The following is a 25,155-nucleotide window of genomic DNA, read 5'->3' on the forward strand; positions in this document are numbered from 1 at the left end:
GGCCGGGTGGGGGGGGGGGGGGGGGGGGGGGGGGCCGCGCGCCGCCCGCCCCCCCCCCCCCCCCCCCCCCCCCCCCCGGCCCCCGCCCCCCCGCCCCCCCCCCCCGCCCCCCCCCCCCCCCCCCCCCCCCCGCCCCGCCCCCCCCGCGCCCCGCGGGGCCCCCCCCCCCCCCCCCCCCCCCGCCCGGTCACGTGTTGAGCTCGGCCAGCCAGCCGAGTTGTTCGGCGCGGTCGTCCACGGTGGGCGCGTTCAGGCCGACGATCAGCCGGGTGGCGCCCGCCTTGCGGTAGGCCGCCAGCCGCTCGCGTACCCGATCGGGCGTGCCGCACAAGGCCAGGGCGTCGACGAGATCGTCGGGGACCTCCTCCATCGCCTCGCCCAGGTCACCGTCGAAGTAGGCGTCCCGCACCCGTCCCGCCGCCGATCCGAACCCGAGCCGATGCGCGAGCCGGTTGTAGAAGTTGACCCCCCGCGTGCCCATCCCGCCCAGGTACAGCGCCAGCATCGGCCGGATCAGGTCACGGGCGTAGTCGGCGTCGTCGTCCACCATGGCCATGACCATCGGCGAGACCTCCACCTCGGCCACGTCCCGTCCGGCGCGGGCCGCCCCGGACCGCAGGTGCGTCATCGTCTCGGCGAGGTGCTCGGGCGGGAAATGGATCGGCAGCCACCCGTCGGCGATCTCCCCGGCCAGTTCCACCGCCTTGGGCCCCATGGCCGCCAGATGGATGGGCAACGGCTGCCGCGTGGGCGAAACGGTCATGCTCAGCGCCTTGCCCCGGCTGTCCGGCAGCGGCAGCACGATCTCCGGCCCCGGGTGCTCGACCGGCCGTCCCTCCAGTGCCTTGCGGACCACGGCCACATAGTCGCGTAAGTGGGCCAGCGGCCGCGCGTACCTCTGCCCGTGCCAGCCCTCGGCTACCTGCGGGCCCGACGCGCCGAGCCCGAGCAGGAACCGCCCGCCCGACACCCGGTCGACCGTGGTCGCCGCCATGGCCGCCGAGATCGCGGTGCGCCCCGTCACCTGGATCACGCCCGTGCCCAGCCCGATCCGCTCGGTACCGGCCGCCAGCCAGGCCAGGGTGGTCGCCGGATCGACCCCGTAGCCCTCCGAGGCCCACGCCGAGTCGTAGCCGAGCCGCTCCGCCTCACGTACCAGAGCCACCTGGGCATCATGACCGGCCGCCACGGGACCGAGAGTGCCGATACTGAATCCGAGCCGCACTGCCCGCCTCCTCGTAGGCCGATTTCGGGCTTACTCTCCCGCAGAAGCCACGCCGAAACCAGAGCCGCCGCCCGATAAGGGCCCACCCGCCAATCACCGAGGGGCGGGTGAGCCCCTTCGACGCCCAGGGCCGTGCGGCCCGGGTCCCTAGCGCGCCTGCGGGCTCAAGCGATTCCCGAGGCGTTCTGTCACCGTACGCTCACGCGACCGGCGCGGACAGGCCCAGAGTCAGCACACGAGGTTGACGCAGGTGAGCGACAACACCTGCCGGTTGCTGCCGTAGGAGCCGGTGGTGTCACCGCGGTACTCGTTGACCAGCCACAGCTCATTGCTGGCCGGCCAGAAGGACAGGTTCTGCGCGTTGCCGGGCGCGGTGGTCAGATAGCTGGTGGTGATCCGCGATCGGTCCGCCGAGATGATCACCTGGTGCAGGCATGATTTGCGGTACTGCGTGCCGCCGGTGCTGACGATCGACTGGGACACCCCGCCCACGGTGACGTGCGGCATGTAGGAGACCGCGGGGTAGCCGTTCGGGCACAGACCTTCCATGACGCCCATGTCGTTGTAGAACACCGCGCCCTGCATGTCCCACACCGGGCTGAACCAGGCCTCCCGGGGCCGGACCAGGCCGTCGGCGTCCTCTCCCAGCCGGGCGGTGACGAAGTCGAGCGGCCAGCGGACGACCCGTCCGGAGGCGGCCTGCACGTGCTCCACCGTGATCAGGCTGTCGACGCCCGACCTGTCGAGGGAGACTCCGCTGAAGCAGGGCCGCGGCCCGGTGACACCGGCGCAGCCGCCCGCGTCCCGGAATTGGTAGTAGCCGATCTGCGGCAGCGCGAAGCTCGACCAGGCCGCGGAGCAGACCCCGCCCACGCAGCCGACGTTGCCGGAGGAGGTGGAGTTCATCCGCCAGAACTGGGTGAGGTCGAAGACGCGGATGACCCGCCCGGCCGGGTCGCCTCCGGCGAACAGGAACAGCTTGTTGCCGTACCACGTGAGACCGTCGGCGTGGCTGTTGATCTCACGGAACCCCTCGGCCGAGCCGTCGGGCTCGACGAGCAGGGCGTGGCGGTAGTTCTCCGCCGTCGCGCCGGAGAAGCCGGTGAAGCTCACCCTGGCCAGCTGGTTCGCCTGCCAGCGCGGGACCGCGTTCGCGGGGAAGGTCCCGTTGCGCCAGCTGACCGCGGTGATCTTCCTGCCGGGACAGCCGGGGCACGGCGGGTAGTTCACCGAGCCGTTCATGGCGTCGCCGCTGCCGGTCATGCCCTGGGGGTACCAGTTGGCGGTGGTGGTGTCGGTCGCGTCCCAGCAGTTGCCGGTGTAGGCGATGTTCGCCTGCAGGTTGGTCCCGTTGTTCCAGGCCGCGCCGTGGCAGAGCGGCCTTGCCGCATGACCCCCGGGGGCCAGGAGGTCGTTCAGGGTCGTCTTGACCACGGGGAACCTGGCGGCGACGTCGTCGCGGTCGCCGAGGGTCTCGTGGTAGCGCAGGGGGCTGATCTGGGCGAGTTCGGTGTCGGTGAGCGCCCGTCCGGTGGCCGCGGCCTGGGCGGGAACGGGCAGGCCCAGTAAGCCGGCTAAGAGCAGGACGACGGTGACGGCAGAGGTGCGTCTCATGTTCGCGATCTTGCCTGCGGCCGTCCGGGTAGTCATCGCACCGATTCCCGTAGTTCGTCCGAAATCCCCCAGGTGGTCGGGGCCTACCAGGCGATCGCGGTAAAGGGCTCCTCCCCCTGCCAGACCCGCCGGCGAGGGAGAGCCGGGTCGGCCTGCCCGGCCGGCGGGCTCGCCTGGAGGTCGACGCGGTACAGCTCGCCAGGGTGCTCGGCGCACTCGCGCACCGTGCCCTCCATGCCGTGCTGATCGGTGTTCATGACCGAGACCAGCAGGTGGCGGCCCGACGGGTCTGTGCCGTAGCCCATGACGGCCGCGCAGCCCGGACTGAAGGCCACCCGGGCCGTCCGCAGCCGCGGGAGATCCACCACGGTGATCGACTCACCGTAGGAGTCGCCGTCGCTCGTCCACATCGCCACGCGTCCGTCGGGAAGCGTGAGCGCGCTGCCGTCCATCAGCGACCCGAACCTGTGCAGCTTCCTGGCGGCCAGCAGGTCGCCGCCGGGGTGGCCGATGTCCAGCGCGACGATGTGGGGTCCGCCACCGGCCGTGATCGCGCGGAAGGCGAGGGTGCCGGTGTTCCTCCAGTGCAGGGCCAGCCCGCCGGCGCCGTAGGGGCCTTCCTGAGGGGCTCGGGTCGACCATTCGCGCTTCTGGCCGATCAGGCCGACCACGGTCGTGGCGACCTCGCCGCTGTCCTGCGGGTCGGGCAGGAGTCTGGAATAGGCGATCGTGCCCGTCCCGGAGACCGCCAGGTCCATGACCCAACCCTCCAGGTCCCCGCCCACCTGGTCGCCGACGGTCGCGCCGCCGTCACCGTCCATCCGGACACGATGGACGCGTGACGTCAGCTCGCCGAACGCGCCGTCGCCCCGCGTGGTGACCGCGGCCAGGTAGGCGCCCGGGGTCACGTCTCTGGCGACCGCGGTGAACCGGTAGAACGCCGGGTCCGGCGCCTGGACGCGGGTCGTGCCGCCGTCGTCGAGGTCCACGACCGTGAGGGTGGAGCCGGTGATCGCCAGGACGTGCCGGGGCGTCCCGTCGGAGGAACGGCTCGCCACGGGTTCGGCGGGCGGCAGCCGTACGAGGAAGACCGCGAAGGCGGCGGCGGCCGTCACCGCGGCGGCCGCCGCGATCGGGCGCCACGGCAGGCGCGGCAGGTCAAGGGCGGCGCGCGCCCCGAACAGGACCAGCACGGCAGGGGCGAGCGTCCAGGCGATCTCCGCCCAGGGCGTCGTCTCGAAGGTGGCGGGGTCGATCGAGCAGGCGGCGCCCGCGGGCAGGGCGCTGACCGCGCGGGCGGCCTGCAGCAGGGTGTGGGTGAGCGCGATCAGGACGACGACCGTGGTGGTGGCGAGACGCGGGGCGCCGGAACGCCGGACGCTGACCCAGCCGAGCAGCAGTGCCGTGGCGATGGCGGTGGCGTTCGCGGCGGAGAGCAGGTAGCCGGGCAGGACCATCTCCCACGGGGGCCTGGGCTCGAAGCCGGACCACGAGCAGAACACCGTCTGACCGTCATCGGCGGGCAGCCATTGCCTGACCAGGCTCGACACGACCACCAGAAAGGCACCGAACCACCATAAGCGCGACACAGCGTGATCCTTTCGGCATCACACGCTCGCGTCAACGAACCGATCTGATCGACGAGCGCTTCCCCGGCAAGGAGAACCCCGGCTCACTTTGCTGCTCGGCCGGCGTGCGGGACGCGTGGGGAGGTCGCCGTGGCGGGTGAGCGGCGTGAGAGCAGGTATCCCGTCAGCGCGGCGGCCAGGCCGGCCAGGCCCGCGGCCGCGAAGCCGCCCGCGGGCGCCGACGCGTCGATCGCCATCCCCACGACCGGGGCGCCGAGTGCGAAGCCCGCGCTCGCGGCCGAGGCCTGCAGGCCGGCCGCCTCGCCGCGCACGCCGGCCGGCGCCAGCCGGCTCACTGCGTCGGAGACGGTGGAGAGGGCCGGCGCGGTGAGCAGCCCGGCACCGATCATGGCCGCACACAACCACCGCCAATCGTGGGCGAGCCCGGCCGGAATCGTCACCAGCCCGAGCAGGCCGAGCAGCAGCCAGGTGGGCATCGGCCGCGGCAGCGCTCCGTACACGAGACCGCCCACGACGGACGTCACCCCGAACACGGCGACAACCACGGCCGCCCACGAGAGCTGACCGGTTTCTTCGAGCGTGGCGACGATGGCCAGGTCGACGCCGCTGAGCAGCATCGCGAGGCCGAACCCCATCGTCAGGACGGCGAGCATGCGCGCGCCCAGCCACTCCCGGCGCCGGGGCCGTTCCGCCGCCTCGCCCGCCGTCTCCCTCGACGCCTCGTCCGCGGCCCGCAGCGGCGGGTTGAGCAGGGCGATGCCCGCTCCCCCCGCGACGATCACGGCGCCCAGGCCCCACGCCACCACGCCGGGGGACATGCTCGCCGCGCAGACGATCACCACCGCCGGTCCCACCACGTACGACAGCTCGCCCACCACCGACTCCAGCGCGAACGCCGCCTGCCGTTGCCCGGCCGTCGTCATCGCGGCGACCGCCTGCCGGGTGACCGCCTGGATGGGCACCATCAACAGCCCGGCGGCGAAGGAGGCGGCCGGCAGGATCACGTACGGCAGCATCGGCACGGTCAGCCAGAAGACGATCTGCGGCACGATCGTGACCACCAGCACGGTACGCAGGCCCCGCCGGTCGACCATCCGGCCCAGCAGCGGCCCGCCCAGCGCGACACCGGCGGTGAGCGCCGCCACCACGCCTCCCGCGGCCGCGTAGCTCATCTCGAGGGCGAGCACGACGTACATCGTCAGCGCCATCGCGTCGGCCGTGATCGCGGTACGAGCGAGCAGCGAGATGCCCAGCAGCGGCGACATCCCCCGCACCGCGAGCACCTGGCGGAATCTCGTCATTGATCTGACGGTAGGTCGTCCGTGAGGCTATAGGAAGTCGTTAATTCGTTGTGCCAGATATAATGAACGCTTATGGCACGCGATCTCGAGACCGCATTGCTGCGGACGTTCGTCACCGCCGTGCGAGCGGGCAGCATCAGCCGCGCGGCGGCGGCGCTCGGCAACACCCAGCCCGCGCTCAGCCAGCAGTTGCGCAGGCTGGAGAGCGTCGTCGGCCGCCCGCTGCTGCACCGGGCGCCGTCCGGCGTGTGGCCGACCCGGACCGGTGAGGAGCTCCTGCCCTACGCCGAGCGCATTCTCGCGCTGTCGGCACAGGCACTCGCCGAAACCGGAGGCGCGCTCACCGGGCACTGCGGTGTGGGACTCCTCGAAGACCTCGCCGTCTCCCGCCTTCCGCAGGCGCTCGCCGACCTCGCGCGGCTGCATCCCGAGGCGACGCTGGAGGTCCTTGTTCTTTCCGACGCGGCGATGCGGCAGGCCTATGACACCGGCCGCGTCCAGCTCGTGCTCGACGAGGTGCCGGACCTGCCCTGGCCGCCGCGCTGGACGGTGCGCCTGCCGCTGGTCTGGGCGGTCGGGCACGGCGTCGCCGTCGACGCCGATCCGCTGCCGGTGGTGCTGTTCTCCAACACCTGCGCCTGGCGTACGGCGGTGCTGGAAGCGATGGAGGGCAGCGGGCGGCGCTGGCGGGTGGCGTTCGAGAGCAACAGCCTGGCCGGAGTTCTCGCCGCGCTGCGGGCCGGGCTCGGGGTCGCGGCGCTCATGCCCGCCAACCTTGAGCCGGCCATGGCCTGTCATGACGCGGCGGCGTTGCCCGCCCTGCCGGACGTCGAACTCGGCCTTGCCCGCCGTCCGGGCACCGAGGGCGACGCTCTCATCGACGCCGTGGAGACCGCTCTGCGCCGGATGATCTGAGCTCGGGCTGCGGCCGCAGGACCATGAGCGAGTCTTCCGGGGTCGCCACCATGGCGAAGGGGAACCGGTCGAGCTCAAGACAGAGCGCGACGTCATCGGGATGAACTCCCTGACGTACCCCCTGCGCCAGTTCGGCGGCGGCGCGCGAGCCGGCGGCGCGGCGGAGGTACTCGGCGGCGTCCGCCCCGGTCTCGGTGACCCTCCGGGCGATGTACTGAGCGCAGGCCAGATCTTCGTCGGCCCGCCCGTCTTCGCCGGTGACCACGAACGTGACGCCGTCGCTCTCGCGTGTCCGCAGGAGCCGGGCGGTCGCCTCCGCCACCACGAAACCGGCGCACAGCACCAGCGACGCCTCCTTGACCGCGAGCGCGCCGACCGTCCCCGCCGTGGTCTTCTGCACGACGGTCCGTCCGCCGAGGTCGGCGGACCGCAGCAGGCCCGGCGAGTTGACGGCGTCGAACCCGGGCGCGGCCGGGCCGTCCTTAAGCGCCACCCAATCCGGGTGCCGAGCCTTGAGCGCCAGGGCCTCGTCCAGGGACTCGGCGAGAACGATCTTTTCGGCTCCCCGGGCGAAGGCCCAGGCGGCCACGGTGAACGCACGCATGACGTCGACGACGACCGCCACGGACGGCGCTTCGCCCAGATCGGGGATACCAAGGAAACGGGCGTACATTCCGGACATGTTTGCACATGTCCGGCCTAGGAGCGCAGGGCGCCGATCTTCCTGAGCCACTGGTCGCAGTTGGCGCAGGCGGCCCTGGGCTGCCAGCGCTGCGAGGTCACCTTGCCCTCCCAGTTGCCGCCGGGGTGCCACACCAGGGCGTTGAAGACCAGCGTGTTGCGCGGGATCTGGTTGAGCGCGGTGACCGGCATGGGCTGCGCGTGCAGGTACTTCTTCAGCGCGTCCACCTCGGCGCACGACTCCTGCGGCCAGTCCATCGCCTGGTGGGTGCCCTCCAGGAGCCGGGCGATGAGCGGGTGGTCGGGGAAGCCGTGTTTGTCCTTGCCGCTGATGCCGGTGTAGAGCTGCGTGGCGTCGCCGACGACGGCCAGTCCGGCGATGACCCGGCCGTTCTTCTTGTCCAGCGACATCATCCCGGCGGCGTTCTGCCTGCTGAGCGCCAGCGCGCCGCCGCTGGCCCGGTTCTTGGCGTCGTTGATCGCGGCCGCGTTCATGGCCTGGGCCTGCCGGTCGCTCTCGATGAGGTCCTTCGCCTGCTGGTCGGCGACGTAGTAGTCCCAGGCCCCGTAGTCGCTGTTGCTCGCGAGCCATTTCCCGAACTCGTCGACGGCGGTCGCCGGTGCGCCCTTGTTGGCGAGGAAGCTCTCCATCGACCTGAGCTCCTTCTCCAGCGCCTCCATCGCGTCCTGGCTGAAGGTCGAGTGCGGCGTGTACGACACGGCCAGCGCCGACACCTGCGTGCGCCTGCGGTAGAACCAGTCCTTGATGGCCTGCGCGGAGGCGGTGGAGGCGGGGATGGGCGCGTAGAACTGGTACGGCTCCATGACCGGGTCCTTCCTCGAAGGAGACGCCGCCCTCGGGACCGTTCCAAGGCGGCGGGTCAGCTCAACGTATGTCGCGGACCGTCCGGGAAGAACCCCTTCCGCCTGTCCTGAAGCGGACGGCGGGTCACGGCCGCAGCAGCACCTTGACGGCGCGGCGCTCGTCCATGGCCCGGTAGCCCTCGGCCGCCTGGTCGAGCGGGAGGGTCAGGTCGAAGACCTTGCCGGGATCGATCCGGCGCTCGCAGATCAGCTCGATCAGCTGGGGAAGGTACTGGCGTACCGGCGCGGGACCGCCGTGCAGGTGCACGAGGGAGAAGAACAGCTCGTCGCCCGGCAGGGCGACGTCGTGCGCGACGCCGACGTATCCGACGTGACCGCCGCGGCGGGTGGAGCGGATGGCCTGCGTCATGGATTCCTGGGTGCCGACGGCCTCGATGACGCTGTGGGCGCCGAGCCCGCCGGTGAGTTCCTTGATCAGGGCCACGCCCTCGTCGCCGCGCTCGGTGACGATGTCGGTGGCGCCGAACGCCATGGCGAGGCGCTGCCGGGTCTCGTGGCGGCTCATCGCGATGACGCGCTCAGCGCCCAGTTGCCTGGCGGCGAGCACCGCGCACAGCCCGACGGCCCCGTCACCGACGACGGCGACGATCTTGCCGGGGCCCGCCTGGGCGGCGACGGCGCCGAACCAGCCGGTGCCCAGCACGTCGGAGGCGGCCAGCAGGCTCGGAACCAGATCCGGGTCGGGCGGACCGGGGGTGGCGACGAGCGTGCCGTCGGCGAGCGGGATGCGCGCCAGCTCGGACTGGGTGCCGATGGCTCCCATCATGACCCTGTGGACGCACCCGCTCTGGTAGCCCGACCGGCAGATCTCGCAGGTGTTGTCGCTTGCCACGAAGGAGCCGACCACGAACTGGCCCGGCCGGACGGTGCTCACCTGGCCGCCGGCCTCTTCGACGACGCCGACGTACTCGTGCCCCATCGGGGCGGGTCCGTCCGTCTTCTCGATGCCGCGATACGGCCAGAGGTCGGAGCCGCAGATACAGGTCGCCGCCAGGCGGATGATCGCGTCGGTGGGCTCGATGATCGCCGGGTCCGGGCGCTGTTCGACGCGGACGTCGCCTGGGGCGTGCAGCACTGCTCCCCGCATGGTGGGCTCCTTCATGGGCGGCTCCTTCCTTCCCTGTTTCCGCGGACGGGCCGGGGCACCTGAGCCCGGGAGGTTTCTTTGCCTCGGCAGGCGGTGTCCGAACCGTGACTTGACGTCCGCCCTTCCCACATTCACGCTTATGTCTACTTGTTTAGTAGGAATTACAGGAAAGGGGATGTGGTGCGCGCACTCATCCTGCTCGGCCTGGTGGGATTGGCGGCCCAGCTCGTCGACGGCAGCCTGGGCATGGCCTATGGCGTCACCTCCACCACGCTGCTGCTGGCCATCGGCACCAACGCCGCAGCCGCGTCGGCGACCGTCCACCTGGCCGAGATCGGTACCACGCTGGCCTCCGGCATCTCCCACTGGCGCTTCAACAACGTCGACTGGAAGGTCGTCGCCAAGATCGGCGTCCCGGGCGCGATCGGCGCCTTCGCCGGGGCGACGTTCCTGTCGAGCCTGTCGACCGAGATCGCGGCGCCGATCATGTCGATCATCCTGCTCAGCCTGGGCGTCTACATCATCGTCCGCTTCACCGCCTTCGGGCTGCCGAAGGGCAATCTGGGCAAGCCGCTGCGCAAGCGCTTCCTGGCCCCGCTCGGCCTGGTCGCCGGATTCGTGGACGCCACCGGCGGTGGCGGCTGGGGACCCGTCGGCACGCCGGCCATTCTGGCCAGCGGCCGCATCCCGCCGCGCAAGGTGATCGGCTCGATCGACGCCAGCGAGTTCCTGGTCGCCATCGCGGCCAGCGTCGGCTTCCTGATCGGCATCGGCTCGGAGAACATCAACTTCGCCTGGGTCGGCGTCCTGCTGCTCGGCGGCGTGATCGCCGCACCCATCGCCGCCTGGCTGGTCCGGCACATCCCGCCGCGCATCCTGGGCTCGGCCGTGGGTGGCGTGATCGTGCTGACGAACGTGCGTACCCTGCTGCGCAGCGACTGGATCGACGCGCCCGGCAACGTCCAGGCCATCGCCTACATCGTCATCGCCGTCATCTGGGTTGCCGCGATCGTCTACTCGGTACGCGAGTACCGCCGCGACAAGGAAAACGAGTCGGTCGAGGCCATCGAAGCCGAACTGCGGCAGCGCGCGGCCGAAGAAGGGGAGAAGAGCCCCGCCTGATCATGCCAGTGACGCTTCCCGGCCGTGTCACCGGCCGGGACCGCGGGACCCGGCCGTCATACGACGCGCGGCCCCGCGATCGGGGACAAGCCGCGGGGGCGGTGATGATGAGGATGACACCGGCGGTACCGGCCGGTTTCGTGATGGCCGCGCCCGGCACGCCGAGCGCGGTCTTTCTGCTGCCGGTGGGGATGAGCGCGCCACGGCCGCCCCCCACCGCCCCGGCCCCGCTCGTGAAGCACTGACCGCCGCCCCCTTTGACCTCTCACGGCACCCGCACACCCCGTCAAGGACACCCCGACACCAAGGAGCCCCTTTCGTGAAGCCGAGCCATCACCCGCTCAGGCACCGGAGCGGCACATGACGCGCACCTCCGCCCGCACCCAGTACGCCCTGCGAGCCATGGTCACCCTCGCCGCGGCCGACGGACCCCTGACGGCCGGGCGCATCGCGGCCGGCCAGGACATCCCCCGCCGGTTCTGCGACAACATCCTGCTCCAGCTGCGCCGCGGCGGCCTCGTGATCAGCATGCGCGGCCCCGAAGGCGGCTACCGCCTGGCCCGCCCGCCCGAGACGATCTCCCTGGCCGACGTCATCGTGGTCGTCGAGGGCATCGACCAGGACCACGACCACTTCCCCGGCGCGGCCGCGCCCCTGGCCGCGGTCTGGAGCGAGATCCGCGAGCACGAAACCCGGCTCCTCGGCGAGATCACCCTCGCCCAGATCGTCACCACCTTCCGCGGTCACAGCACCCGCGCCTCCTGACCCCGCCACCGGCGGCCCGGAGACCGGGCCGCCGCGACGGCGCACGCGCGGGCGGGTCCGGCCACGAGCCGGAGAGGTTTGCCGGGACGCGCAGGGTTGACGTGCCACCACAGGCACGTATCTTTCGCTTAGGAAAGTTTCCTAAGAATTCCCTCTGCCGTACGCACCCGGAGTCAGGCCTGCACCGGGCGTACGGAAACATCCGCCACCAGCACGAGGAGAGGGTATGAGAAGAACCCTGCGCGCCTTGGCCGCGACCGCGCTCGCCGCGGGAGCCATCACCGTCGCGTCGGGCGCGCTGAGCCCGGCGTCGGCCCAAGCCGGTGACTGTGAGTACGCCATCGGCCAGAACTCGTTCTCCGCCCGATGCGCGACCAGCGGCCCCGCCTACGAGTTCCGCGCGTGGGTCCAGTGCGTCAACGGCCGCAGGGACGGCGGCTGGACGACGACCAACAGCGGCCAGTGGAGCAGCGCCGGTTGCGGACCATGGTGGATCGACCGCCTGAGCTACGGCCTGGACACGCGCCCGATCCCCTGACATCGCCGAGGCGGTACCGCCGCGGCGATCGCCTTGCTCTCTGACACACGACAGTTGACACTGCTCACTATCGGGGAAAAGTCGCTGTCCGCCCTCCAGGGAGTGATCGCCGTGGCCCCTCCGCATCCTCACACCCCCTCCCGCCGCCGATTACTGAAGTCCGGCATCGTCCTGGGTGCCGCCACGGGCATCGGCGGCACCACCGCCGCCGGCTCGACCGCCTGGGAACCCGTTCGCGACCCGCGCGAGAAGAGCATGGTCAGCGTGCCGTTCGAGGGTTTCGAGAAGGTACGGACCGGGCTCATCGGGCTCGGCAACCGCGGCGGCGGCCAGGATCTGCGGTTCGCCGCCGTCTCCACGGTCACCGCCGTGTGCGACATCCGGCCCGAACGGGTCAGCCGCACCATCACCCGGATCATGGACCAGGGCTTCCAGGACGTCGAGCCGGTCGGCTACTCGGCGGGCGAGGAGGACTTCCTCAAGCTCGTCCAGCGCGACGACATCGACCTGATCTACGTCGCCACCCCCTGGGAGTGGCACTACCGCCAGGCCAAGGCGGCCATGGAACACGGCAAGCACGTCGCCGTCGAGTTGCCGATCTCCCCGCACCTGGACGAGATCTGGAACCTGGTCCGCACCTCGGAACGTACCCGCAAGCACTGCATGCTCCTGGAGAACGTCAACTACTTCCGGCCCGAACTGCAGATGTTCAACATGGTCCGGGCGGGCCTGTTCGGCGACCTGCAGCACGGTTCCGGGGGCTATGTCCACGATCTGCGCTGGCCGTACCTGTTCGGCGGCGCCTACCACCCCGAGCACTGGCGGCGGCGCTGGCAGACCCGGATGAACGCCCTGCACTACCCCATGCACGGCCTGGGACCGGTGTCGGCGTCCATGGGCATCAACCGCGGCGACCGCTTCGACGAACTGGTCGCCGTGGCGTCCCTGCCCAAGGCGCTGGCCCTGTTCCGCGAGGAGGACTCCCGGGTGGGCCCGGACCACTCGTCCTGGCAGGACAGACCGTACATCTCGGGTGACCGGCACACCTGCTTCGTCACCACCGCCGGCGGCCGGTTCATCCGGGTCGAGCATGACGTGAACTCCCCGCACCCGTACACCAGGGAGACCACGCTCACCGGGACCAGGGGATCGATCGAGCTCGACAACGCCCGGGTCTACCTGGAGTCACTCGGCCACAACGACCACGCGTGGCGGACCGGCGGCGCGTACACCGGCATCCTGAAGCAGCACGACCACTGGCTGTGGCCTTTGCTGGAACGGCTGGCCGGCCAGTACGGCGGGCACGGCGGCGGCGACTTCGTCTCCATCTTCCGCCTCATCCAGCTGATGCGGCTCGGCATGACCCCCGACATCGACGTCTACGACTCGGCGGCGTGGTGCTCGGTGATCCCGCTCAGCCACGAGTCGCTGAAGACCGAGCGGCTCCACGCGGTCAAGGTGCCCGACTTCACCCGCGGCCGGTGGAAGGAGCCACGGCCCACGTTCGACCGCCCCCAGCCGGAGGACCCGCAACTCCAGGGCAGATAGGCCGGCCGGCACTCACAGGGTTACCCGCGTGCGTCCAGAGCCGGGTCTCGCCTCAGCACCGCCTGGTGCAGGGTGCGCAGCGCCGTTCCCGGCTCGATGCCCAGCTCGTCGGCCATGACGCGGCGAATGTCCCGGTAGACGTCGAGCGCTTCCGAGGGGCGCGAGGCCCGGTAGAGCGCCAGCATCAGCTGCTCACGCGGTCGTTCCCGCAGCGGATGCGCGGTGACGTGACCGGCCAGCATCGGCATCAGCCCGTGGTGGTCGCCGACGGCCAGGCGCAGGTCGGCGTGGTCCTCCTGGGCGGCCAGGCGTTCCTCCTCCAGGCGGGCGGCCTCGGCACGGGCCCACGGAGCGCGGATGCCCGCCAGCGCCTCCCCCCGCCACAGGGTCAGAGCCCGGTGGAACAGGCCGTCCGCCGCCGTCAGGTCTCCCTGCGCCTTCGCGGCACGCGCCCGGCGCACCAGGAGCGAGAACAGCAGGGCGTCCACGTGCTCACGGGGAACGTTGAGCTGATATCCGCCGGAAACGGTGGCGATTCCCGCGTGCGGTGAGAGCAGGCCACGCAGTTTCGACACCACGATCTGTAACTGCTTGGCCGCCGTCGTCGCGGTGCTCTCGCCCCAGACCTGGGCGAGCAGGTGGTCCGCTGAAACCGGCTGCCCGGCGCTCAGCGCCAACCTGGTCAGGACTCCGACCCGTCGCGCGCCTGCCAGCGGGAGCCGCGTACCGCCTGCGCTGATCTCCCAGGGTCCCAGGACGTTGATCTGCATTCCCATCAGAGCGTGCTACCGCGACCTTTCCGTCCGCCTCCCGGTTGATTCCACTGTAAGGACGGGACGGGACGGGCAATGTCCGGTGAACGCCCGACATCGGCATCTCATGGCCCACCGGCGCGACGGAGTACGCGGCGCACGGCGCCCCGTAGCCACTGGTGGCCCCCGTCGGCGGTGTGGCGCGGGTGCCAGGCCATGCCGATCGTCAGGGGTGGCAACGGCAGCGGGATCTCCAGCAGACACAGCCCCAGAGCGTGCGCCGCGTCGCTGAGCGGTGAGGGAGGTTCGCCCGGCAGCGCGGCCGGAACCAGGCAGACCACGTCGCCGGCCGCGGCCAGCGCCATCGCCGCCAGATGTCCGGGCAGGACGGCGCTGACCCGCCGGGTCAGCCCCTCCTCGGCCAGGGCCGCGTCCAGCGGGCCGGTGAAGCGTCCCCGGCGGCTGACCGCCACGTGCTCGGCCCCGGCCAGCCTGGCGGGCGTCAGGGTTCCGTCGGCCAGCGGGTGCCCGGCCCTGACGCCGGCCGCCATTCGCAGCGTGACCAGCTCTTCGACCCTGGTCTCCGGGTCGACGTGGTCGATGGCCCCGATCTCCAGATCGATCCGGCCTTCGCGCAGCGCGGGGCCCGCCTCCCACTCCTCGGCCAGCACCCGCAGGGAGACGCCCGGCGCCCGACGGCGGGCCAGGTCGAGCAGTCCCGGCGCGAGCGCCGTACCGACCAGGTCCGAGGCCTGCACGGTGAAGGTGCGCCGCAGTGCGGCGGGGTCGATCCCGCCGCTCGGGGTGAGCAACGCCTCCAACCGGCGCACCACCGCGGCGGCCTCGTCTTTCAGGGCCTCGGCGCGAGGTGTGGGCACCATCTTCTGTCCTGCCCGCACAAGGAGCGGATCCTGGAGCACCCGGCGCAGCCGGGCCAGGGTACGGCTCATCGCCGCGGGGGAGGTGCGCAGCCTCGCGGCGGCCCGGGTGACGCTCTGCTCGGTCAGCAAGGCGTCGAGGGCGACGGCGAGGTTGGCGTCGAGGTTCGGGTCCGGGCTGCTCACCGGCATCATTCCGTTTCAGGCAATGATTGGATGCTGAAGTTCCCATTGTGGCAATACCGGTGGGGTCCTCACGATGGGGGCTGTATCCATCCGGCACCCACCGCGAGGTTTTCATGATCGTCATTACCGCTCCCACCGGGAACATCGGCCGGCGGCTGCTGTCGCTGCTGGTCGAGGCCGCGCCCGCACGCGGAGAGGAGGTACGCGTCGTCGTCCGCGATCCCACCCGGCTCCCCGAGACCGTGCGCGGAAAGGTCAAGGTGGTCACCGGCTCGCACGGCGACGCGGCGACCGTCGAGCGCGCCTTCGCCGGGGCCGACGCCGTCTTCTGGCTGGTGCCGCCGGACGCCTCGCGCACGCCCGACGAGGCGTACAGCGGCTTCACCCGCCCGGCCGCGCGGGCGTTCGCCGCTCACGGCGTCGGCCATGTCGTCGGCGTCTCGGCGCTCGGCCGCGGCACGCCGCAGGCCGCCCAGGCCGGGCTGGTCACCGCCTCCCTGGCCATGGACGACCTGATCGCCGGCTCCGGCGTCGCCTACCGGGCCCTGGCATGCCCGTCATTCTTCGAGAACCTGCTGGAGGAGGCCGATGCGATCCGCGAGAACGGCGTCTTCACCGACACCGTCGCCGCGGACCGTCCGGCCCCGATGGTGGCCGTCGCCGACATCGCCGCGGCGGCGGCCGGGCTGCTGCTGGACCATTCCTGGACCGGCGTCGGCAGCGTCCCGGTGCTCGGCCCGCAGGACCTGTCGCCCAACGACCTGGCCCGCATCATGACCGAGGAGCTGGGCCGTCCGGTCCGCTACGAGCGCCGGCCGCTCGACGAACTGCGGTCCACCATGCTCGGCCACGGCCTCAACGAGGCGTTCGTCGAGGGCATGGTCGACATGAAGCGTGCCAAGGACCAGGGTCTCGACGCGGGCGCCGGCCGCTCGCCGCAGGCGGGCCCGGCCACGGGATTCGCGCAGTGGTGCGCGCAGACCCTCAAGCCCGCCGTCCTCGCCGGGGCCGAGGCGGTCGATGCCCCCTGACGGAACGGGCCGTAGATTTCAGCCGAGGCAGGACCGGACGGCCTTGGCCAGGTTGGCCGCCCTCGGGTCGTCGGGCCGGAAGTTCCAGAGGTTCGTGACGTAGCAGAAGCCGACCTCGCTCTCGGGGTCGGCGAGGGCGATCGATCCGCCGGAGCCCGGGTGGCCGAACGACCCCGGCCCGATCATCGGCGCCGGCGGGCATGCTCGCCAGAACCCCAGCGACATGGAGAAGGAGCGGTCGGCCGGGATGTCCAGGCCGGGCGGCAGCCCGTACATCCGCGTCCTGTCGGTCTGGACCTCTGTCATCGTCTCGACCGCGGGCGGATCGAGCAGCCGTACCCCGTCGACGTCGCTGACCGTGGCGGCGTACATCCGCGCCAGGGAATGCGCGTCGGCGAGCATGTTCGCGGCCGGGAACTCGGCCGCGCGCCAGGCCCGTGTGGCGTGATAGCCGGAGGTGTTGTCCAGGGCCCCGCCGAGCTCGCCGGCGCGCATCTGGATCGAGCCCGGACTCCACATGGACTCGACCCACGCGGTGACCGTCGCCGCGTCGAGGCCGGTGGCCGCGATCATCCCGGCGAGCAGTTCCTCCACGCTGAACGCGTCGGCGTAGTGGAGGGCGGCCACCCGTTCCTCGTGCTCTTCCGGCAGCCCGATCCAGGCGCTCAGCCCGAGAGGGGCGGCCACCTCCTCGGCGAAGAACGTGCCGAGTGACTTGCCGGTGATGCGGCGCACGACCTCCCCGACCAGGAAGCCGTAGGTGACGGCGTGGTAGACATGCTCGGTGCCCGGCTGCCACAGCGGCTTCTGCGCCTCGATCGCACGGATGACCGGGTGCCACGCGCACGCCTGCTCGAACGTCAGCGGTCCGTCGAGGAGCGGGAGGCCGGCCTGGTGGGACAGCAGCCAGCGCACTTTGATCTCTTCCTTGCCGTGGGCGCCGAACTCCGGCCAGTACCGGGTGACCGGGGCGTCCAGATCCAGCTCACCGCGCTGTGCCAGCATGTGGGCGCAGATCGCGGTGGCGCCCTTCGTCGTGGACGCGACCTGGACGATCGTGTCCTCGCGCCACGGCCGGTTCGCCTCGCGATCGGCGAGGCCGCGCCACAGGTTGACGACGGGGCGGCCGCCCGCGTAGACGCTGCACGCCGCGCCGACCTCGCCGGGGGCGTCGAAGTTCGCGTGGAACGCGTCAGCGACCTTTCCCCAGCCTTCCTCGACGCCGCCGCCTTCGGTGACGTGGTCGTTGCCCTGGTTGGTGGTCATGCGGATGTCCGTTCTCTCGTTCGGGGTTGTCTCTCGCTCTGACCTACGGCAGGCGCGCTCGTCCCAGGCGACGCCACGTCGTGGCCGGTCACCTGGGAGACGCGAGTCAGGCGATGGGGGTTACTTCCCGGTCGTGCCGTGTTCGCCGGTGAGAGATTCCTGGTAGATGTCGGCGTAGGTGGGCGTGTCCTTGATCAGGTCGTCGCAGAAGGCGGCCACGTCGTTGCCGATGAGCTGCAGGACGCCCTTGCCCGCCGCGACGCCTTCCTCGAAGAAGTCGACGATCCCGGGCAGCAGCGGCCCGTCGGGCAGGTCGACCGGCCCGACCTTGAAGAAGTACCGCTGCATCTCCTTGTAGACGATCTGGTAGTCCGGCGGCAGCGCCTTCACCCGCGCCAGGTGCGCCCGCCACTGCTTCTTGCCCTCGATGATGTCCTGGATGCCCACGTCAGCTACCTCCCAGCCGGCCCAGTTTCCTGGCCACGTTCCTGTTCAACTGCTCGCGCCAGCGATCGCGATAGCTGCGGGCCCGCTCGCCGCCGGCCAACGCCGCGCAGAAGCCCGCGATGTCGTCGCCCAGCACGTCGCCGACGCGCTGCCCCTCGGCCGCGGACTCTTCCAGCAGCCCCAGCACGCCATCGACGATCGGCATCAGGTTGCGCCCGGTGAAGTCCCCGTGCAGCATCAGATGCCCCTTGATCTCCTCCCACGCCGCCCGATAGTCGACCGGCAGCGTCTCGGCCCGAGCCTCGAACGCCTTCCATTCCCTGGTGAGATCACTGCCCGTGATGGTCTCCCAGAAGTTCATCTCCCACCCTCCTTGAGCGTGTCGATCCGTGATGTCACGTACTCCCACTTCACCCAGAACCTCGCCAGCTCCGCGCGCCCGGAGTCGTTGAGCGCGTAGAACTTACGCGGCGGACCCTGTCCGGACGGCCGCTTCGTCACCACGACCAGCCCGTTCCTCTCCAGCCGCAGCAAGATGGTGTAAACCGTCCCCTCCACCACATCGGCGAAGCCCAGCTCGTTCAACCGGCGGGTGATGGCATACCCGTAGGTCTCCTCGCCGCCGATGATCTCCAGCACGCAGCCCTCGAGCGTGCCCTTCAACATCTCCGTCAGGTCGTCCATCGCGGTCCTCTTCGCTGCCTTGGTACTTTGTAGTACCGAGTACCACTACACAGTATCACAGAGTAGCGGCGTAGGTAGACATCACCGACGCGAATGCGCGCGCAGTCGTGGAAGCGTCATCTCGTCGAGGTCACACCGAGGAGAGGAACTTCTGTGAACGATCACGAAAACGCCCGTACTCCAGGTCCGGTGACCCGGCGGACGCTCCTGCGCTCCAGCGCAATCGCCGCCGGCATCGCCTCGGTCGGAGCACTCTCCCAGCCGGCACCCGCGCGGGCACGTACGCCCTCCGGCGGAACCGACCTGGTACTCCTGGGAACCGCGGCCGGGCCGGCGCCTTCGAGCGGGCGCTTCGGCATCGCCAGCGCGCTCGTCGTCCGGGGCAACGTGTACATGGTCGACTGCGGCCGCGGGGCGGTGTCGCAGTACGTGCGCGCGGGCCTGGACCCGGCCCGGCTCAAGGGCGTCTTCGTCACCCACCTCCACGCCGACCACATCGCCGACTACTTCAACCTCGCGATGTACATGGCTCCCGCGATCCTGTCCCAGACCGGCGCCATGCCGCGCATCGACGTCTACGGCCCGCCCAGCGCGGGCGCCCTGCCCGACGTTCCCGGCGCGCAATGGGTCGCCCCGCACCGCCCGACCCCCGGCCTCGCCGACCTGACCAGGCTCTCCAACGAAGCCTTCGCCTACTCCAGCAACACCTTCATCGCCGAGAAGATCGGATTCGACCCGGCCGCCGCCCTCCGCGTCCATGAGATCGAACTGCCGGACGTGGGCGCGTCCCCCATCGGCGACACGGCACCGGCCATGCGGCCCTTCCCCGTGATGAGCAACGACGACGTCAGGGTGACGGCCATCCTGGTCTCCCACGGCGTCGTCTTCCCCAGCCTGGCGTACAGGTTCGAGACCGAACACGGCAGCGTGGTCTTCTCCGGGGACACCACGCTGACGCCGAACATCCCCACCCTCGCCGACGGCGCGGACATCCTGGTCCACGAGGCCAACGATCCCCAGTGGTGGCACGAGCACGGAGCGTCGGAGCACTTCGTGGAGCACATGCGCGCGACGCACACGGACGTCCTCGACCTGGGCACGGTGGCCCGGCAGTCGGGCGTCGGCTCCCTTGTGCTGAGCCATATCGGAGATTTCCAGCCGCACACGCAGTGGCAGGAGCGCGCCCGTACCGGCGCGCAGAAGGCGGGATACCGCGGCAAGATGATCGTGGGGAAGGACCTCATGCGCCTGCACGCGCGGCGCTGACCTCACCTTTCGCCCTCCCGCGAAACCTTACCGCCCGGGCCCGGGAACCCGATGAGATCCCCGCATGGACACGCTCCCCGCACAGCTCGCCCGGACCATGCGGTTCACCCTCGGCTCCCCGCGCCACATCACGGTCCGCCCCGACGGCCGCTCCGTGTACTTCCTCCGGAGCAAGGCGGGCGACGATCCGGTCTCCTGCCTGTGGGCCCTCGACTGCGCGACCGGCGAGGCACGCCTCCTCGTGGACCCCGCCGACCACGACGCGCCCCCTCCTGCGGCGGAACTGGCCCTGCGCAGGCGTAGCAGGGAGACGTCCTCCGGAATCGTCGCCTTCGCCGCCGACGGCGCGGGCGAACTGCTGGCGTTCGCGCTGGCGGGCGAGCTGTGGACGGTACGCCCGGCCACCGGCGAGGTGCGCCTCCTGAACACCCCCGGCCAGGTCGTGGCCCCGCGCCCCGACCCGGCGGGCCGGCGGATCGCCTACGTCAGCCGGGGCGCGCTGCGGGTCCACCACGACGGCCACGACCACGCGGTGGCCGAGCCGGACGGCGAGGAGATCACCTTCGGCCTGCCCGAGTTCGTGGCGGCCGAGGAGATGGGCCGCGACCGGGGCTACTGGTGGGCGCCGGACGGCCGATCGCTGCTGGTCGCCCGCGTCGACAACACACCCGTCCAGCGGTGGTACCTCGCCGATCCCACCGACCCCGCCGCCCCGCCCGTCACCGTCCGCTACCCGGTCGTCGGCACGGCCAACGCCGACGTCACCCTGTGGCTGGCACGTCTCGACGGCGCCCTCGTCCCCGTGGCCTGGGACACCGGGGCCTTCGAGTACCTGACCGCCGCCGGATGGGACGCCTTCGGCCCGTACGCCGCCGTGCAAAGCCGTGACCAGCGGCGCCTGCGGATCCTCGGCATCGACGGCGAGACCGGCGCCACCGAAGTGCTGGCCGAGCAGCACGACGACGCATGGGTACGGCTCGTGCCCGGACTTCCCGCCCGCACCGCGGCCGGCGTCCTGGTGACCAGCGCCGACGTGGAGGACACCCGGCGGCTCCTGCTCGCCGGGCAGCCGGCCACCCCGGCCGGTCTGCAACTGGACGAGGTGGTCGTGATCGACGGCGAGACGATCCTGTTCACCGCCTCCGACGAGCCCACGCAGGCCCACCTGTGGGCGTACCGGCAGGACTCGGGGCTGCGGCGGCTGAGTGAGGAGCCCGGCGTGCACACCGGCACCTCGTCGGGGTCCACCACGGTCGTGATCTCCCAGACCCTGACCCACCACGGGGCCAAGATCACGGTCCGTCCGGAGGACGGGCCGCCCGTGGAGATCGCCTCGCGGGCCGAGCGACCCGTCCTCAAGCCTGATCCGCGCCTGCTGAAGCTCGGGCCGCGAGGGCTGCGCGCCGCCCTGTTCCTGCCCTCGTGGCACCGGCCGGGCGACGAACCGCTGCCGGTTCTCATGGACCCCTACGGCGGGCCGGCCATGCGCAAGGTCATGGCGGCGCGGACCTGGTGGACGTACGTGTCGCAGTGGTTCGCCGAGCAGGGTTTCGCGGTCCTGGCCGTCGACGGCCGCGGCACTCCGGGACGTGGGCCCGCCTGGGAGATGGAGCTGCGCCACGACCTGGCCGGGCCGGTGCTGGCCGACCAGGTGGAGGCGCTGCGCGAGGCGGCCGGGCAGGTGGCGGGGCTCGACCTGACCAGGGTGGGCGTTCGCGGCTGGTCCTTCGGCGGCTTCCTGGCCGCGACGGCCGTACTGCGCCGTCCTGACGTCTTCCACGCCGCCGTCGCCGGCGCCCCCGTCACCGACCAGCGGATGTACGACACGCATTTCCGTGAACGCCACCTCGGCCACCCCGCCGAACATCCGGAGGCCTACGACCGCTGCTCCCCCATCCTGGAGGCGGCCTCCCTGACCCGGCCGCTGCTGCTGATTCACGGGCTGGCCGACGACAACGTGGTCGCCGCCCACTCCCTGCGGCTGTCGGCGGCGCTGCTCGAAGCGGGCAGACCGCACGAGGTCCTGCCCCTGCCCCGGGCGAGCCACCTGGTCGTCCGGGAGAACGTGCTCCGCCACGAGCTGGACTTCCTGCGCCGGGCCCTGAACCTGCCTACGGATACTGGCTTTCGACCAGAGCCTGGCCAAGATCGGTGCGGGAGTAGAGGACCGAGCGGCCCACCCGCCGTCGCCGGATGAGGCGCGCGTCCAGGAGAACCTTGAGGTGGCGCCCCACCGAACCGAGTCCCTGCCCGGTCAGCGCCACGAGCTGGGTCGTGCTCTTGGGACCGGCGAGCAGGACGAGAACGCCGGCCCGAGCCTGTCCCAGCAGCTTGGTCAAGGCGTCGGGCACCGGCACCCGCTCACCTTCGGCCAGCGCACCCCGGCAGGGGTAGATCACGGCATAGCGGTGGGGCAGGCGCCAGCTCACCCAGCGTCCGCAGCCCGGGGTCACCGGCACGAACAGCAACTGGACGCCGGACAGCTCCCGGGGCGGGTTGTCGTGCGCGTTGATCTGCAGGCGGCCCTCTCCCAGCCAGCGCATCCCGGGCCGCATGCCGTCCAGCACCGCGGCCCACCCGCCCTGGCTCAGCCGCTCCGATCTGACGGCGATGTCCGCCTCGACGACCCTGCGACGCCGCGGCCAGGAGGGCGACACCGTCTCCCGCCACACCCACGCCAGGAGGCCGGCGGCACGTTCTCCCAGGTCGGCGCGGTGCAGCGGGGTGGGAAGCGGCCCGCCGAGCGACACCTCCAGGTCCGCGTGGATGATCTCGGCGGGTGTCTCGCGCACGCGCTCCAGCTCGTCCTCGAACCTCGCCGCTCCGTCGTCGTCAGGCGTGGGGATGAGGAAGTCGGCGATCCAGTGACGTCCGAGCGCGGCGCGGAGCAGCAGCGCGCTGATCGGATCATCGGACATGCGGCGCCGGTAGGCGGGCCGGTGGGCATCCAGCCACGCGCGCTCACCCGGATGCGCCGGGCCGCCGTTCTCCAGGGTCAGCAGGCTCGCGGTGGTCTCGGCCAGCGCGGACACCACGAACCGGCTCCTGGCGAGGGTGTCGGCGTTGACTTCCCAGTAACCCATGTTTCGCTCCCCCGCGAAACCTTACCGGCCCGGCCGGCGGCACCGATGAGATTCCCCCATGCGTACGTATGGGGAGCTCTTCCGGGTGCCGGAGTTCACGCCGCTGTTCGCCGCCTCCGCCGCGCAGACGATGGCCTCGACGGTGAGCGGACTGGCGCTGGGCACGCTCGTCTACGCGGCGACCGGCTCGCCGCTGCTCGCGGCCTTGAGCATGTTCGGTCCGTCGCTGGCCCAGGTGGTGGGCGCGACGGCGTTGATGTCCGCGGCCGACCGGCTGCCGCCGCGCGCGGCGCTGAGCGCCCTGGCCGTGGCCTACGGCATCGGCACGGCCGTCATGGCGGCTCCCGGCCTGCCGGTGTGGTCGATCTTCGCCGTCCTGTTCTGCCTCGGACTGATCGCGTCGCTGAGCGGCGGGGTGCGTTTCGGGTTGCTGAACGAGATTCTTCCGGGGCACGGGTACCTGCTCGGCCGATCGGTGCTCAACATGTCGGTGGGCCTGACGCAGATCTGCGGGTTCGCCCTGGGCGGGCTGCTGGTGACCGTGGTGTCGCCGCGGGGCGCCTTGCTCGCCGCCGCGTTCCTCGCGCTGGCCGCCGCGCTGATCTCGGGTTCGGGACTGTCCCGGCGGCCGGCTCGTGCCCCCGGCCGCCCATCGGTCGCCGCCACCTGGCGTACCAACGTGCGGCTGTGGTCATCGGCGCCTCGCCGGTACGTCTATCTGGCGCTCTGGGTGCCCAACGGGCTGATCGCCGGCTGTGAGGCGCTTTTCATCCCGTACGCGCCCGGGCACGCGGGCCTGCTCTTCGCCCTGGCCGCGTTCGGCATGCTGACCGGGGACGTGCTCGTCGGGCGGTTGCTCGCCCCGCGGTGGCGGGAGCGGCTCGCCGTACCGCTGCGGCTGCTGATGGCCGTGCCGTACCTGATCTTCCTCCTGGAGCCCGCGCCGCTGCCGGCGGCGGTCGCCGTCACGCTGGCCTCGGCCGGCTTCGCGGCAAGCCTGCCGCTGCAGGAGCGGCTGGTGGCCCTGACCCCCGCCGAGGTCCGGGGGCAGGCCCTGGGGCTGCACGCGTCGGGGATGACGACCCTGCAGGGTGCCGGGGCCGCGCTGGCCGGGGCCGTCGCTCAGCACACCTCTCCCGCTCTGGCCATGTCCGTGATGGCGATGGCGTCGGTCCTGGTGACGTTGTGCCTGGTACGCGGGCTGCGGCCCGGCGTCGGAGACCTGGTCAGGCCCGCGTGACGCTCAGATCGGCGCCCGCGTGGAGATGGGGCCGATCGGCGCAGGCCCGGCCGGATCGTGCGGGGCTCGCCTGAGCACGGCCCCCGCCACCAGCGCCGCCATGCCGGTGCTCACCAGCGCGCCGGCCGCCACCGCCGCCGTGAACCACGGCGACGCCTCCTCAGCCCTATCGCCAGGAGCGCCGCCACGGCCAGCCAGGCGATCGCGTTCAGGATGGCTGCCACCGCGAGTGACTTGCCGGCGGCGCGTACGGCGTCCGCCAGCTGGGGAGATGCCGCCCCGACAAGGGGCACCCTGCCGGAACGGCGACCAGAGCCGCCGCCATGACCACCTGCCCTCTGATCGCCCGCGCCGCCGACCGGTCCGGGGCGTGCTTTCCCACGGCGCGTACCCTCACGGCGAGTTGCCAGAGCGACCGCAGCGCCAGAAGCACCGCCATGGCGAACAACGCCGTGCCCGTCCGGCGCAGTTCGGCGGCGATCGCGCCCGCTCCGGCCGCCTGCGCCCACACGCCGTGCAGGCCGGCCGCGTCGCGTACACCCGGATTCCACAACAACCACAGCACGCACGCGCCGACGGCCAGGATCGCCGGGAGTGGCACGCGCAAGGGCCTGGCGCCGGGAACGCGCCGGCCCCAGCACGACCTCCGCCACGATCCGCAGCATGCCCCTGCCCCGCCTCACGCCTGCCCCCAGGCCACTCGCCTGAACCCTGCCTGTTCGACCCGGCGCAGCGTGGCGAGCTGCTCACGCAGCGCGTCACGTCCGCTCTCGGTGATCCGGTACGGCTTGCGCCGCTCCTGCTCACATCCTCGTCCGGCGGCATCCAGGAGCGCGCGATCGAGGAACAGGGTGCGGACGGCGACCTGCTCGGCCATGACCTGCGGGAAACGTGCGGTTGCCGGAGAAGGCCCGGCGGCCCAAGGGGTGAACGCCGGATCGACGGCCCGGATGAAGTGCCGCGCGCAGGGGTCATCGAACAGCCGGTCCGGTCGGCTGCTCTCCTGGGCGCGCAGGAGAGCCACGCCCCAAGGCGGTCGCGCCGATTCCGGC

At 71.8% G+C, this 25,155-nt stretch carries 26 protein-coding genes; 9 read left to right on the forward strand and 17 right to left on the reverse strand.

The features are described 5' to 3' along the window. Positions 1-187: 187 nt before the first annotated feature. From ACIBHY_RS36360 to ACIBHY_RS36375, 4 genes are all read right to left on the reverse strand, one after another. Positions 188-1,165 carry an LLM class flavin-dependent oxidoreductase gene (locus ACIBHY_RS36360; protein ID WP_397257135.1) on the reverse strand — a complete coding sequence of 326 codons (978 nt, stop codon included), beginning with the start codon at positions 1,163-1,165 and terminating at the stop codon, positions 188-190. Positions 1,166-1,453: 288 nt separating this feature from the next. Next, on the reverse strand, positions 1,454-2,839 hold the full coding sequence (locus ACIBHY_RS36365) for a hypothetical protein (protein WP_397309062.1): 1,386 nt from the start codon (positions 2,837-2,839) through the stop codon (positions 1,454-1,456). A gap of 83 nt (positions 2,840-2,922) precedes the next feature. Beyond that, entirely contained in the window at positions 2,923-4,428 is a 1,506-nt protein-coding gene (locus tag ACIBHY_RS36370) for a hypothetical protein (RefSeq protein ID WP_397309063.1), read from the reverse strand. 83 nt (positions 4,429-4,511) lie between these two features. Continuing rightward, positions 4,512-5,729, reverse strand: a complete 1,218-nt coding sequence (locus tag ACIBHY_RS36375) for an MFS transporter (protein WP_397309064.1) — start codon at positions 5,727-5,729, stop codon at positions 4,512-4,514. Positions 5,730-5,801: 72 nt separating this feature from the next. Between ACIBHY_RS36375 and ACIBHY_RS36380 the strand changes: the two genes are divergently transcribed. After that, the gene (locus tag ACIBHY_RS36380) at positions 5,802-6,644 is read left to right on the forward strand and encodes a LysR family transcriptional regulator (RefSeq protein ID WP_397309065.1); all 843 of its coding nucleotides are present in this window, start codon (positions 5,802-5,804) and stop codon (positions 6,642-6,644) included. Here the strand turns inward: ACIBHY_RS36380 and ACIBHY_RS36385 are convergent. The 3 genes from ACIBHY_RS36385 to ACIBHY_RS36395 form a co-directional block, all read right to left on the reverse strand. Next, positions 6,604-7,317, reverse strand: a complete 714-nt coding sequence (locus tag ACIBHY_RS36385) for a 2-phosphosulfolactate phosphatase (RefSeq protein WP_397309066.1) — start codon at positions 7,315-7,317, stop codon at positions 6,604-6,606. The genes ACIBHY_RS36380 and ACIBHY_RS36385 overlap by 41 nt on opposite strands. A 26-nt stretch (positions 7,318-7,343) precedes the next feature. Beyond that, on the reverse strand, positions 7,344-8,150 hold the full coding sequence (locus ACIBHY_RS36390) for a hypothetical protein (RefSeq protein ID WP_397309067.1): 807 nt from the start codon (positions 8,148-8,150) through the stop codon (positions 7,344-7,346). A 124-nt stretch (positions 8,151-8,274) separates the two neighbouring features. Beyond that, positions 8,275-9,297 carry a zinc-dependent alcohol dehydrogenase family protein gene (locus ACIBHY_RS36395; RefSeq protein ID WP_397309230.1) on the reverse strand — a complete coding sequence of 341 codons (1,023 nt, stop codon included), beginning with the start codon at positions 9,295-9,297 and terminating at the stop codon, positions 8,275-8,277. Positions 9,298-9,477: 180 nt separating this feature from the next. On the opposite strand from ACIBHY_RS36395, the gene ACIBHY_RS36400 reads away from it, so the two are divergent. From ACIBHY_RS36400 to ACIBHY_RS36415, 4 genes are all read left to right on the forward strand, one after another. After that, positions 9,478-10,419 (forward strand): sulfite exporter TauE/SafE family protein, encoded by a 942-nt coding sequence (locus tag ACIBHY_RS36400; RefSeq protein ID WP_397257124.1) that lies wholly within the window; start codon positions 9,478-9,480, stop codon positions 10,417-10,419. A 360-nt stretch (positions 10,420-10,779) separates the two neighbouring features. Further along, on the forward strand, positions 10,780-11,184 hold the full coding sequence (locus ACIBHY_RS36405) for an RrF2 family transcriptional regulator (RefSeq protein WP_397257122.1): 405 nt from the start codon (positions 10,780-10,782) through the stop codon (positions 11,182-11,184). Positions 11,185-11,410: 226 nt separating this feature from the next. Beyond that, positions 11,411-11,722, forward strand: coding sequence for a hypothetical protein (locus ACIBHY_RS36410; RefSeq protein ID WP_397257120.1), 312 nt, complete (start codon positions 11,411-11,413; stop codon positions 11,720-11,722). A gap of 54 nt (positions 11,723-11,776) precedes the next feature. After that, positions 11,777-13,270: a Gfo/Idh/MocA family oxidoreductase gene (locus tag ACIBHY_RS36415; RefSeq protein ID WP_397309068.1), complete on the forward strand. Its 1,494-nt coding sequence runs from the start codon at positions 11,777-11,779 to the stop codon at positions 13,268-13,270. Between the two features lie 20 nt (positions 13,271-13,290). Here ACIBHY_RS36415 and ACIBHY_RS36420 read toward each other — a convergent pair whose 3' ends face one another. Both ACIBHY_RS36420 and ACIBHY_RS36425 read right to left on the reverse strand, forming a co-directional pair. Beyond that, the gene (locus ACIBHY_RS36420) at positions 13,291-14,046 is read right to left on the reverse strand and encodes a BTAD domain-containing putative transcriptional regulator (RefSeq protein ID WP_397309069.1); all 756 of its coding nucleotides are present in this window, start codon (positions 14,044-14,046) and stop codon (positions 13,291-13,293) included. A gap of 101 nt (positions 14,047-14,147) precedes the next feature. Further along, positions 14,148-15,086, reverse strand: coding sequence for a LysR substrate-binding domain-containing protein (locus ACIBHY_RS36425; RefSeq protein ID WP_397257115.1), 939 nt, complete (start codon positions 15,084-15,086; stop codon positions 14,148-14,150). 113 nt (positions 15,087-15,199) lie between these two features. Here ACIBHY_RS36425 and ACIBHY_RS36430 point away from each other — a divergent pair, with 113 nt between their 5' ends. Beyond that, positions 15,200-16,117, forward strand: a complete 918-nt coding sequence (locus tag ACIBHY_RS36430; protein ID WP_397309070.1) for an NAD(P)H-binding protein — start codon at positions 15,200-15,202, stop codon at positions 16,115-16,117. An 18-nt stretch (positions 16,118-16,135) separates the two neighbouring features. Here the strand turns inward: ACIBHY_RS36430 and ACIBHY_RS36435 are convergent, their stop codons facing one another. The 4 genes from ACIBHY_RS36435 to ACIBHY_RS36450 all read right to left on the reverse strand — a co-directional run bounded on the left by ACIBHY_RS36435 (position 16,136) and on the right by ACIBHY_RS36450 (position 18,514). Beyond that, a complete protein-coding gene (locus ACIBHY_RS36435) occupies positions 16,136-17,383 on the reverse strand; it encodes a serine hydrolase domain-containing protein (RefSeq protein WP_397309071.1) in 1,248 nt (415 codons plus the stop codon). 120 nt (positions 17,384-17,503) lie between these two features. Further along, positions 17,504-17,830: a DUF1048 domain-containing protein gene (locus ACIBHY_RS36440; protein ID WP_397257111.1), complete on the reverse strand. Its 327-nt coding sequence runs from the start codon at positions 17,828-17,830 to the stop codon at positions 17,504-17,506. A 1-nt stretch (position 17,831) separates the two neighbouring features. Further along, a complete protein-coding gene (locus tag ACIBHY_RS36445; RefSeq protein ID WP_397257109.1) occupies positions 17,832-18,191 on the reverse strand; it encodes a DUF1048 domain-containing protein in 360 nt (119 codons plus the stop codon). Continuing rightward, positions 18,188-18,514 (reverse strand): PadR family transcriptional regulator, encoded by a 327-nt coding sequence (locus ACIBHY_RS36450; RefSeq protein ID WP_397257108.1) that lies wholly within the window; start codon positions 18,512-18,514, stop codon positions 18,188-18,190. Before ACIBHY_RS36450 ends, ACIBHY_RS36445 begins: the two co-directional genes overlap by 4 nt. A gap of 153 nt (positions 18,515-18,667) precedes the next feature. Here ACIBHY_RS36450 and ACIBHY_RS36455 point away from each other — a divergent pair, with 153 nt between their 5' ends. Both ACIBHY_RS36455 and ACIBHY_RS36460 read left to right on the forward strand, forming a co-directional pair. Further along, positions 18,668-19,780 carry an MBL fold metallo-hydrolase gene (locus tag ACIBHY_RS36455; RefSeq protein WP_397309072.1) on the forward strand — a complete coding sequence of 371 codons (1,113 nt, stop codon included), beginning with the start codon at positions 18,668-18,670 and terminating at the stop codon, positions 19,778-19,780. 64 nt (positions 19,781-19,844) lie between these two features. Then, positions 19,845-21,977: a prolyl oligopeptidase family serine peptidase gene (locus tag ACIBHY_RS36460; protein WP_397309073.1), complete on the forward strand. Its 2,133-nt coding sequence runs from the start codon at positions 19,845-19,847 to the stop codon at positions 21,975-21,977. Here ACIBHY_RS36460 and ACIBHY_RS36465 read toward each other — a convergent pair. Further along, a complete protein-coding gene (locus ACIBHY_RS36465; RefSeq protein ID WP_397309074.1) occupies positions 21,892-22,863 on the reverse strand; it encodes a transcriptional regulator in 972 nt (323 codons plus the stop codon). The two genes, ACIBHY_RS36460 and ACIBHY_RS36465, sit on opposite strands and share 86 nt — an antisense overlap. Positions 22,864-22,921: 58 nt before the next feature. Between ACIBHY_RS36465 and ACIBHY_RS36470 the strand changes: the two genes are divergently transcribed. Continuing rightward, positions 22,922-24,103, forward strand: coding sequence for an MFS transporter (locus ACIBHY_RS36470; protein WP_397309075.1), 1,182 nt, complete (start codon positions 22,922-22,924; stop codon positions 24,101-24,103). A 3-nt stretch (positions 24,104-24,106) separates the two neighbouring features. Here ACIBHY_RS36470 and ACIBHY_RS36475 read toward each other — a convergent pair whose 3' ends face one another. From ACIBHY_RS36475 to ACIBHY_RS36485, 3 genes are all read right to left on the reverse strand, one after another. Further along, positions 24,107-24,235, reverse strand: a complete 129-nt coding sequence (locus ACIBHY_RS36475) for a hypothetical protein (protein WP_397309076.1) — start codon at positions 24,233-24,235, stop codon at positions 24,107-24,109. Between the two features lie 76 nt (positions 24,236-24,311). Further along, positions 24,312-24,704, reverse strand: a complete 393-nt coding sequence (locus ACIBHY_RS36480) for a hypothetical protein (RefSeq protein WP_397309078.1) — start codon at positions 24,702-24,704, stop codon at positions 24,312-24,314. A 78-nt stretch (positions 24,705-24,782) separates the two neighbouring features. Next, the gene (locus ACIBHY_RS36485; protein WP_397309079.1) at positions 24,783-25,127 is read right to left on the reverse strand and encodes a class I SAM-dependent methyltransferase; all 345 of its coding nucleotides are present in this window, start codon (positions 25,125-25,127) and stop codon (positions 24,783-24,785) included. Positions 25,128-25,155: the final 28 nt, after the last annotated feature.

The sequence above is a fragment of the Nonomuraea sp. NPDC050547 genome, from assembly GCF_044457345.1.
In the GTDB taxonomy this organism is placed as follows: domain Bacteria; phylum Actinomycetota; class Actinomycetes; order Streptosporangiales; family Streptosporangiaceae; genus Nonomuraea.

Bases quoted from the DNA above. Each gene is read 5' to 3' on its own strand.
- ACIBHY_RS36365 (WP_397309062.1), bottom strand. From the start codon at position 2,839: ATGAGACGCACCTCTGCCGTCACCGTCGTCCTGCTCTTAGCCGGCTTA.
- ACIBHY_RS36375 (WP_397309064.1), bottom strand. From the start codon at position 5,729: ATGACGAGATTCCGCCAGGTGCTCGCGGTGCGGGGGATGTCGCCGCTG.
- ACIBHY_RS36380 (WP_397309065.1), top strand. From the start codon at position 5,802: ATGGCACGCGATCTCGAGACCGCATTGCTGCGGACGTTCGTCACCGCC.
- ACIBHY_RS36385 (WP_397309066.1), bottom strand. From the start codon at position 7,317: ATGTACGCCCGTTTCCTTGGTATCCCCGATCTGGGCGAAGCGCCGTCC.
- ACIBHY_RS36390 (WP_397309067.1), bottom strand. From the start codon at position 8,150: ATGGAGCCGTACCAGTTCTACGCGCCCATCCCCGCCTCCACCGCCTCC.
- ACIBHY_RS36395 (WP_397309230.1), bottom strand. From the start codon at position 9,297: ATGCGGGGAGCAGTGCTGCACGCCCCAGGCGACGTCCGCGTCGAACAG.
- ACIBHY_RS36405 (WP_397257122.1), top strand. From the start codon at position 10,780: ATGACGCGCACCTCCGCCCGCACCCAGTACGCCCTGCGAGCCATGGTC.
- ACIBHY_RS36410 (WP_397257120.1), top strand. From the start codon at position 11,411: ATGAGAAGAACCCTGCGCGCCTTGGCCGCGACCGCGCTCGCCGCGGGA.
- ACIBHY_RS36420 (WP_397309069.1), bottom strand. From the start codon at position 14,046: ATGGGAATGCAGATCAACGTCCTGGGACCCTGGGAGATCAGCGCAGGC.
- ACIBHY_RS36430 (WP_397309070.1), top strand. From the start codon at position 15,200: ATGATCGTCATTACCGCTCCCACCGGGAACATCGGCCGGCGGCTGCTG.
- ACIBHY_RS36435 (WP_397309071.1), bottom strand. From the start codon at position 17,383: ATGACCACCAACCAGGGCAACGACCACGTCACCGAAGGCGGCGGCGTC.
- ACIBHY_RS36445 (WP_397257109.1), bottom strand. From the start codon at position 18,191: ATGAACTTCTGGGAGACCATCACGGGCAGTGATCTCACCAGGGAATGG.
- ACIBHY_RS36450 (WP_397257108.1), bottom strand. From the start codon at position 18,514: ATGGACGACCTGACGGAGATGTTGAAGGGCACGCTCGAGGGCTGCGTG.
- ACIBHY_RS36460 (WP_397309073.1), top strand. From the start codon at position 19,845: ATGGACACGCTCCCCGCACAGCTCGCCCGGACCATGCGGTTCACCCTC.
- ACIBHY_RS36465 (WP_397309074.1), bottom strand. From the start codon at position 22,863: ATGGGTTACTGGGAAGTCAACGCCGACACCCTCGCCAGGAGCCGGTTC.
- ACIBHY_RS36470 (WP_397309075.1), top strand. From the start codon at position 22,922: ATGCGTACGTATGGGGAGCTCTTCCGGGTGCCGGAGTTCACGCCGCTG.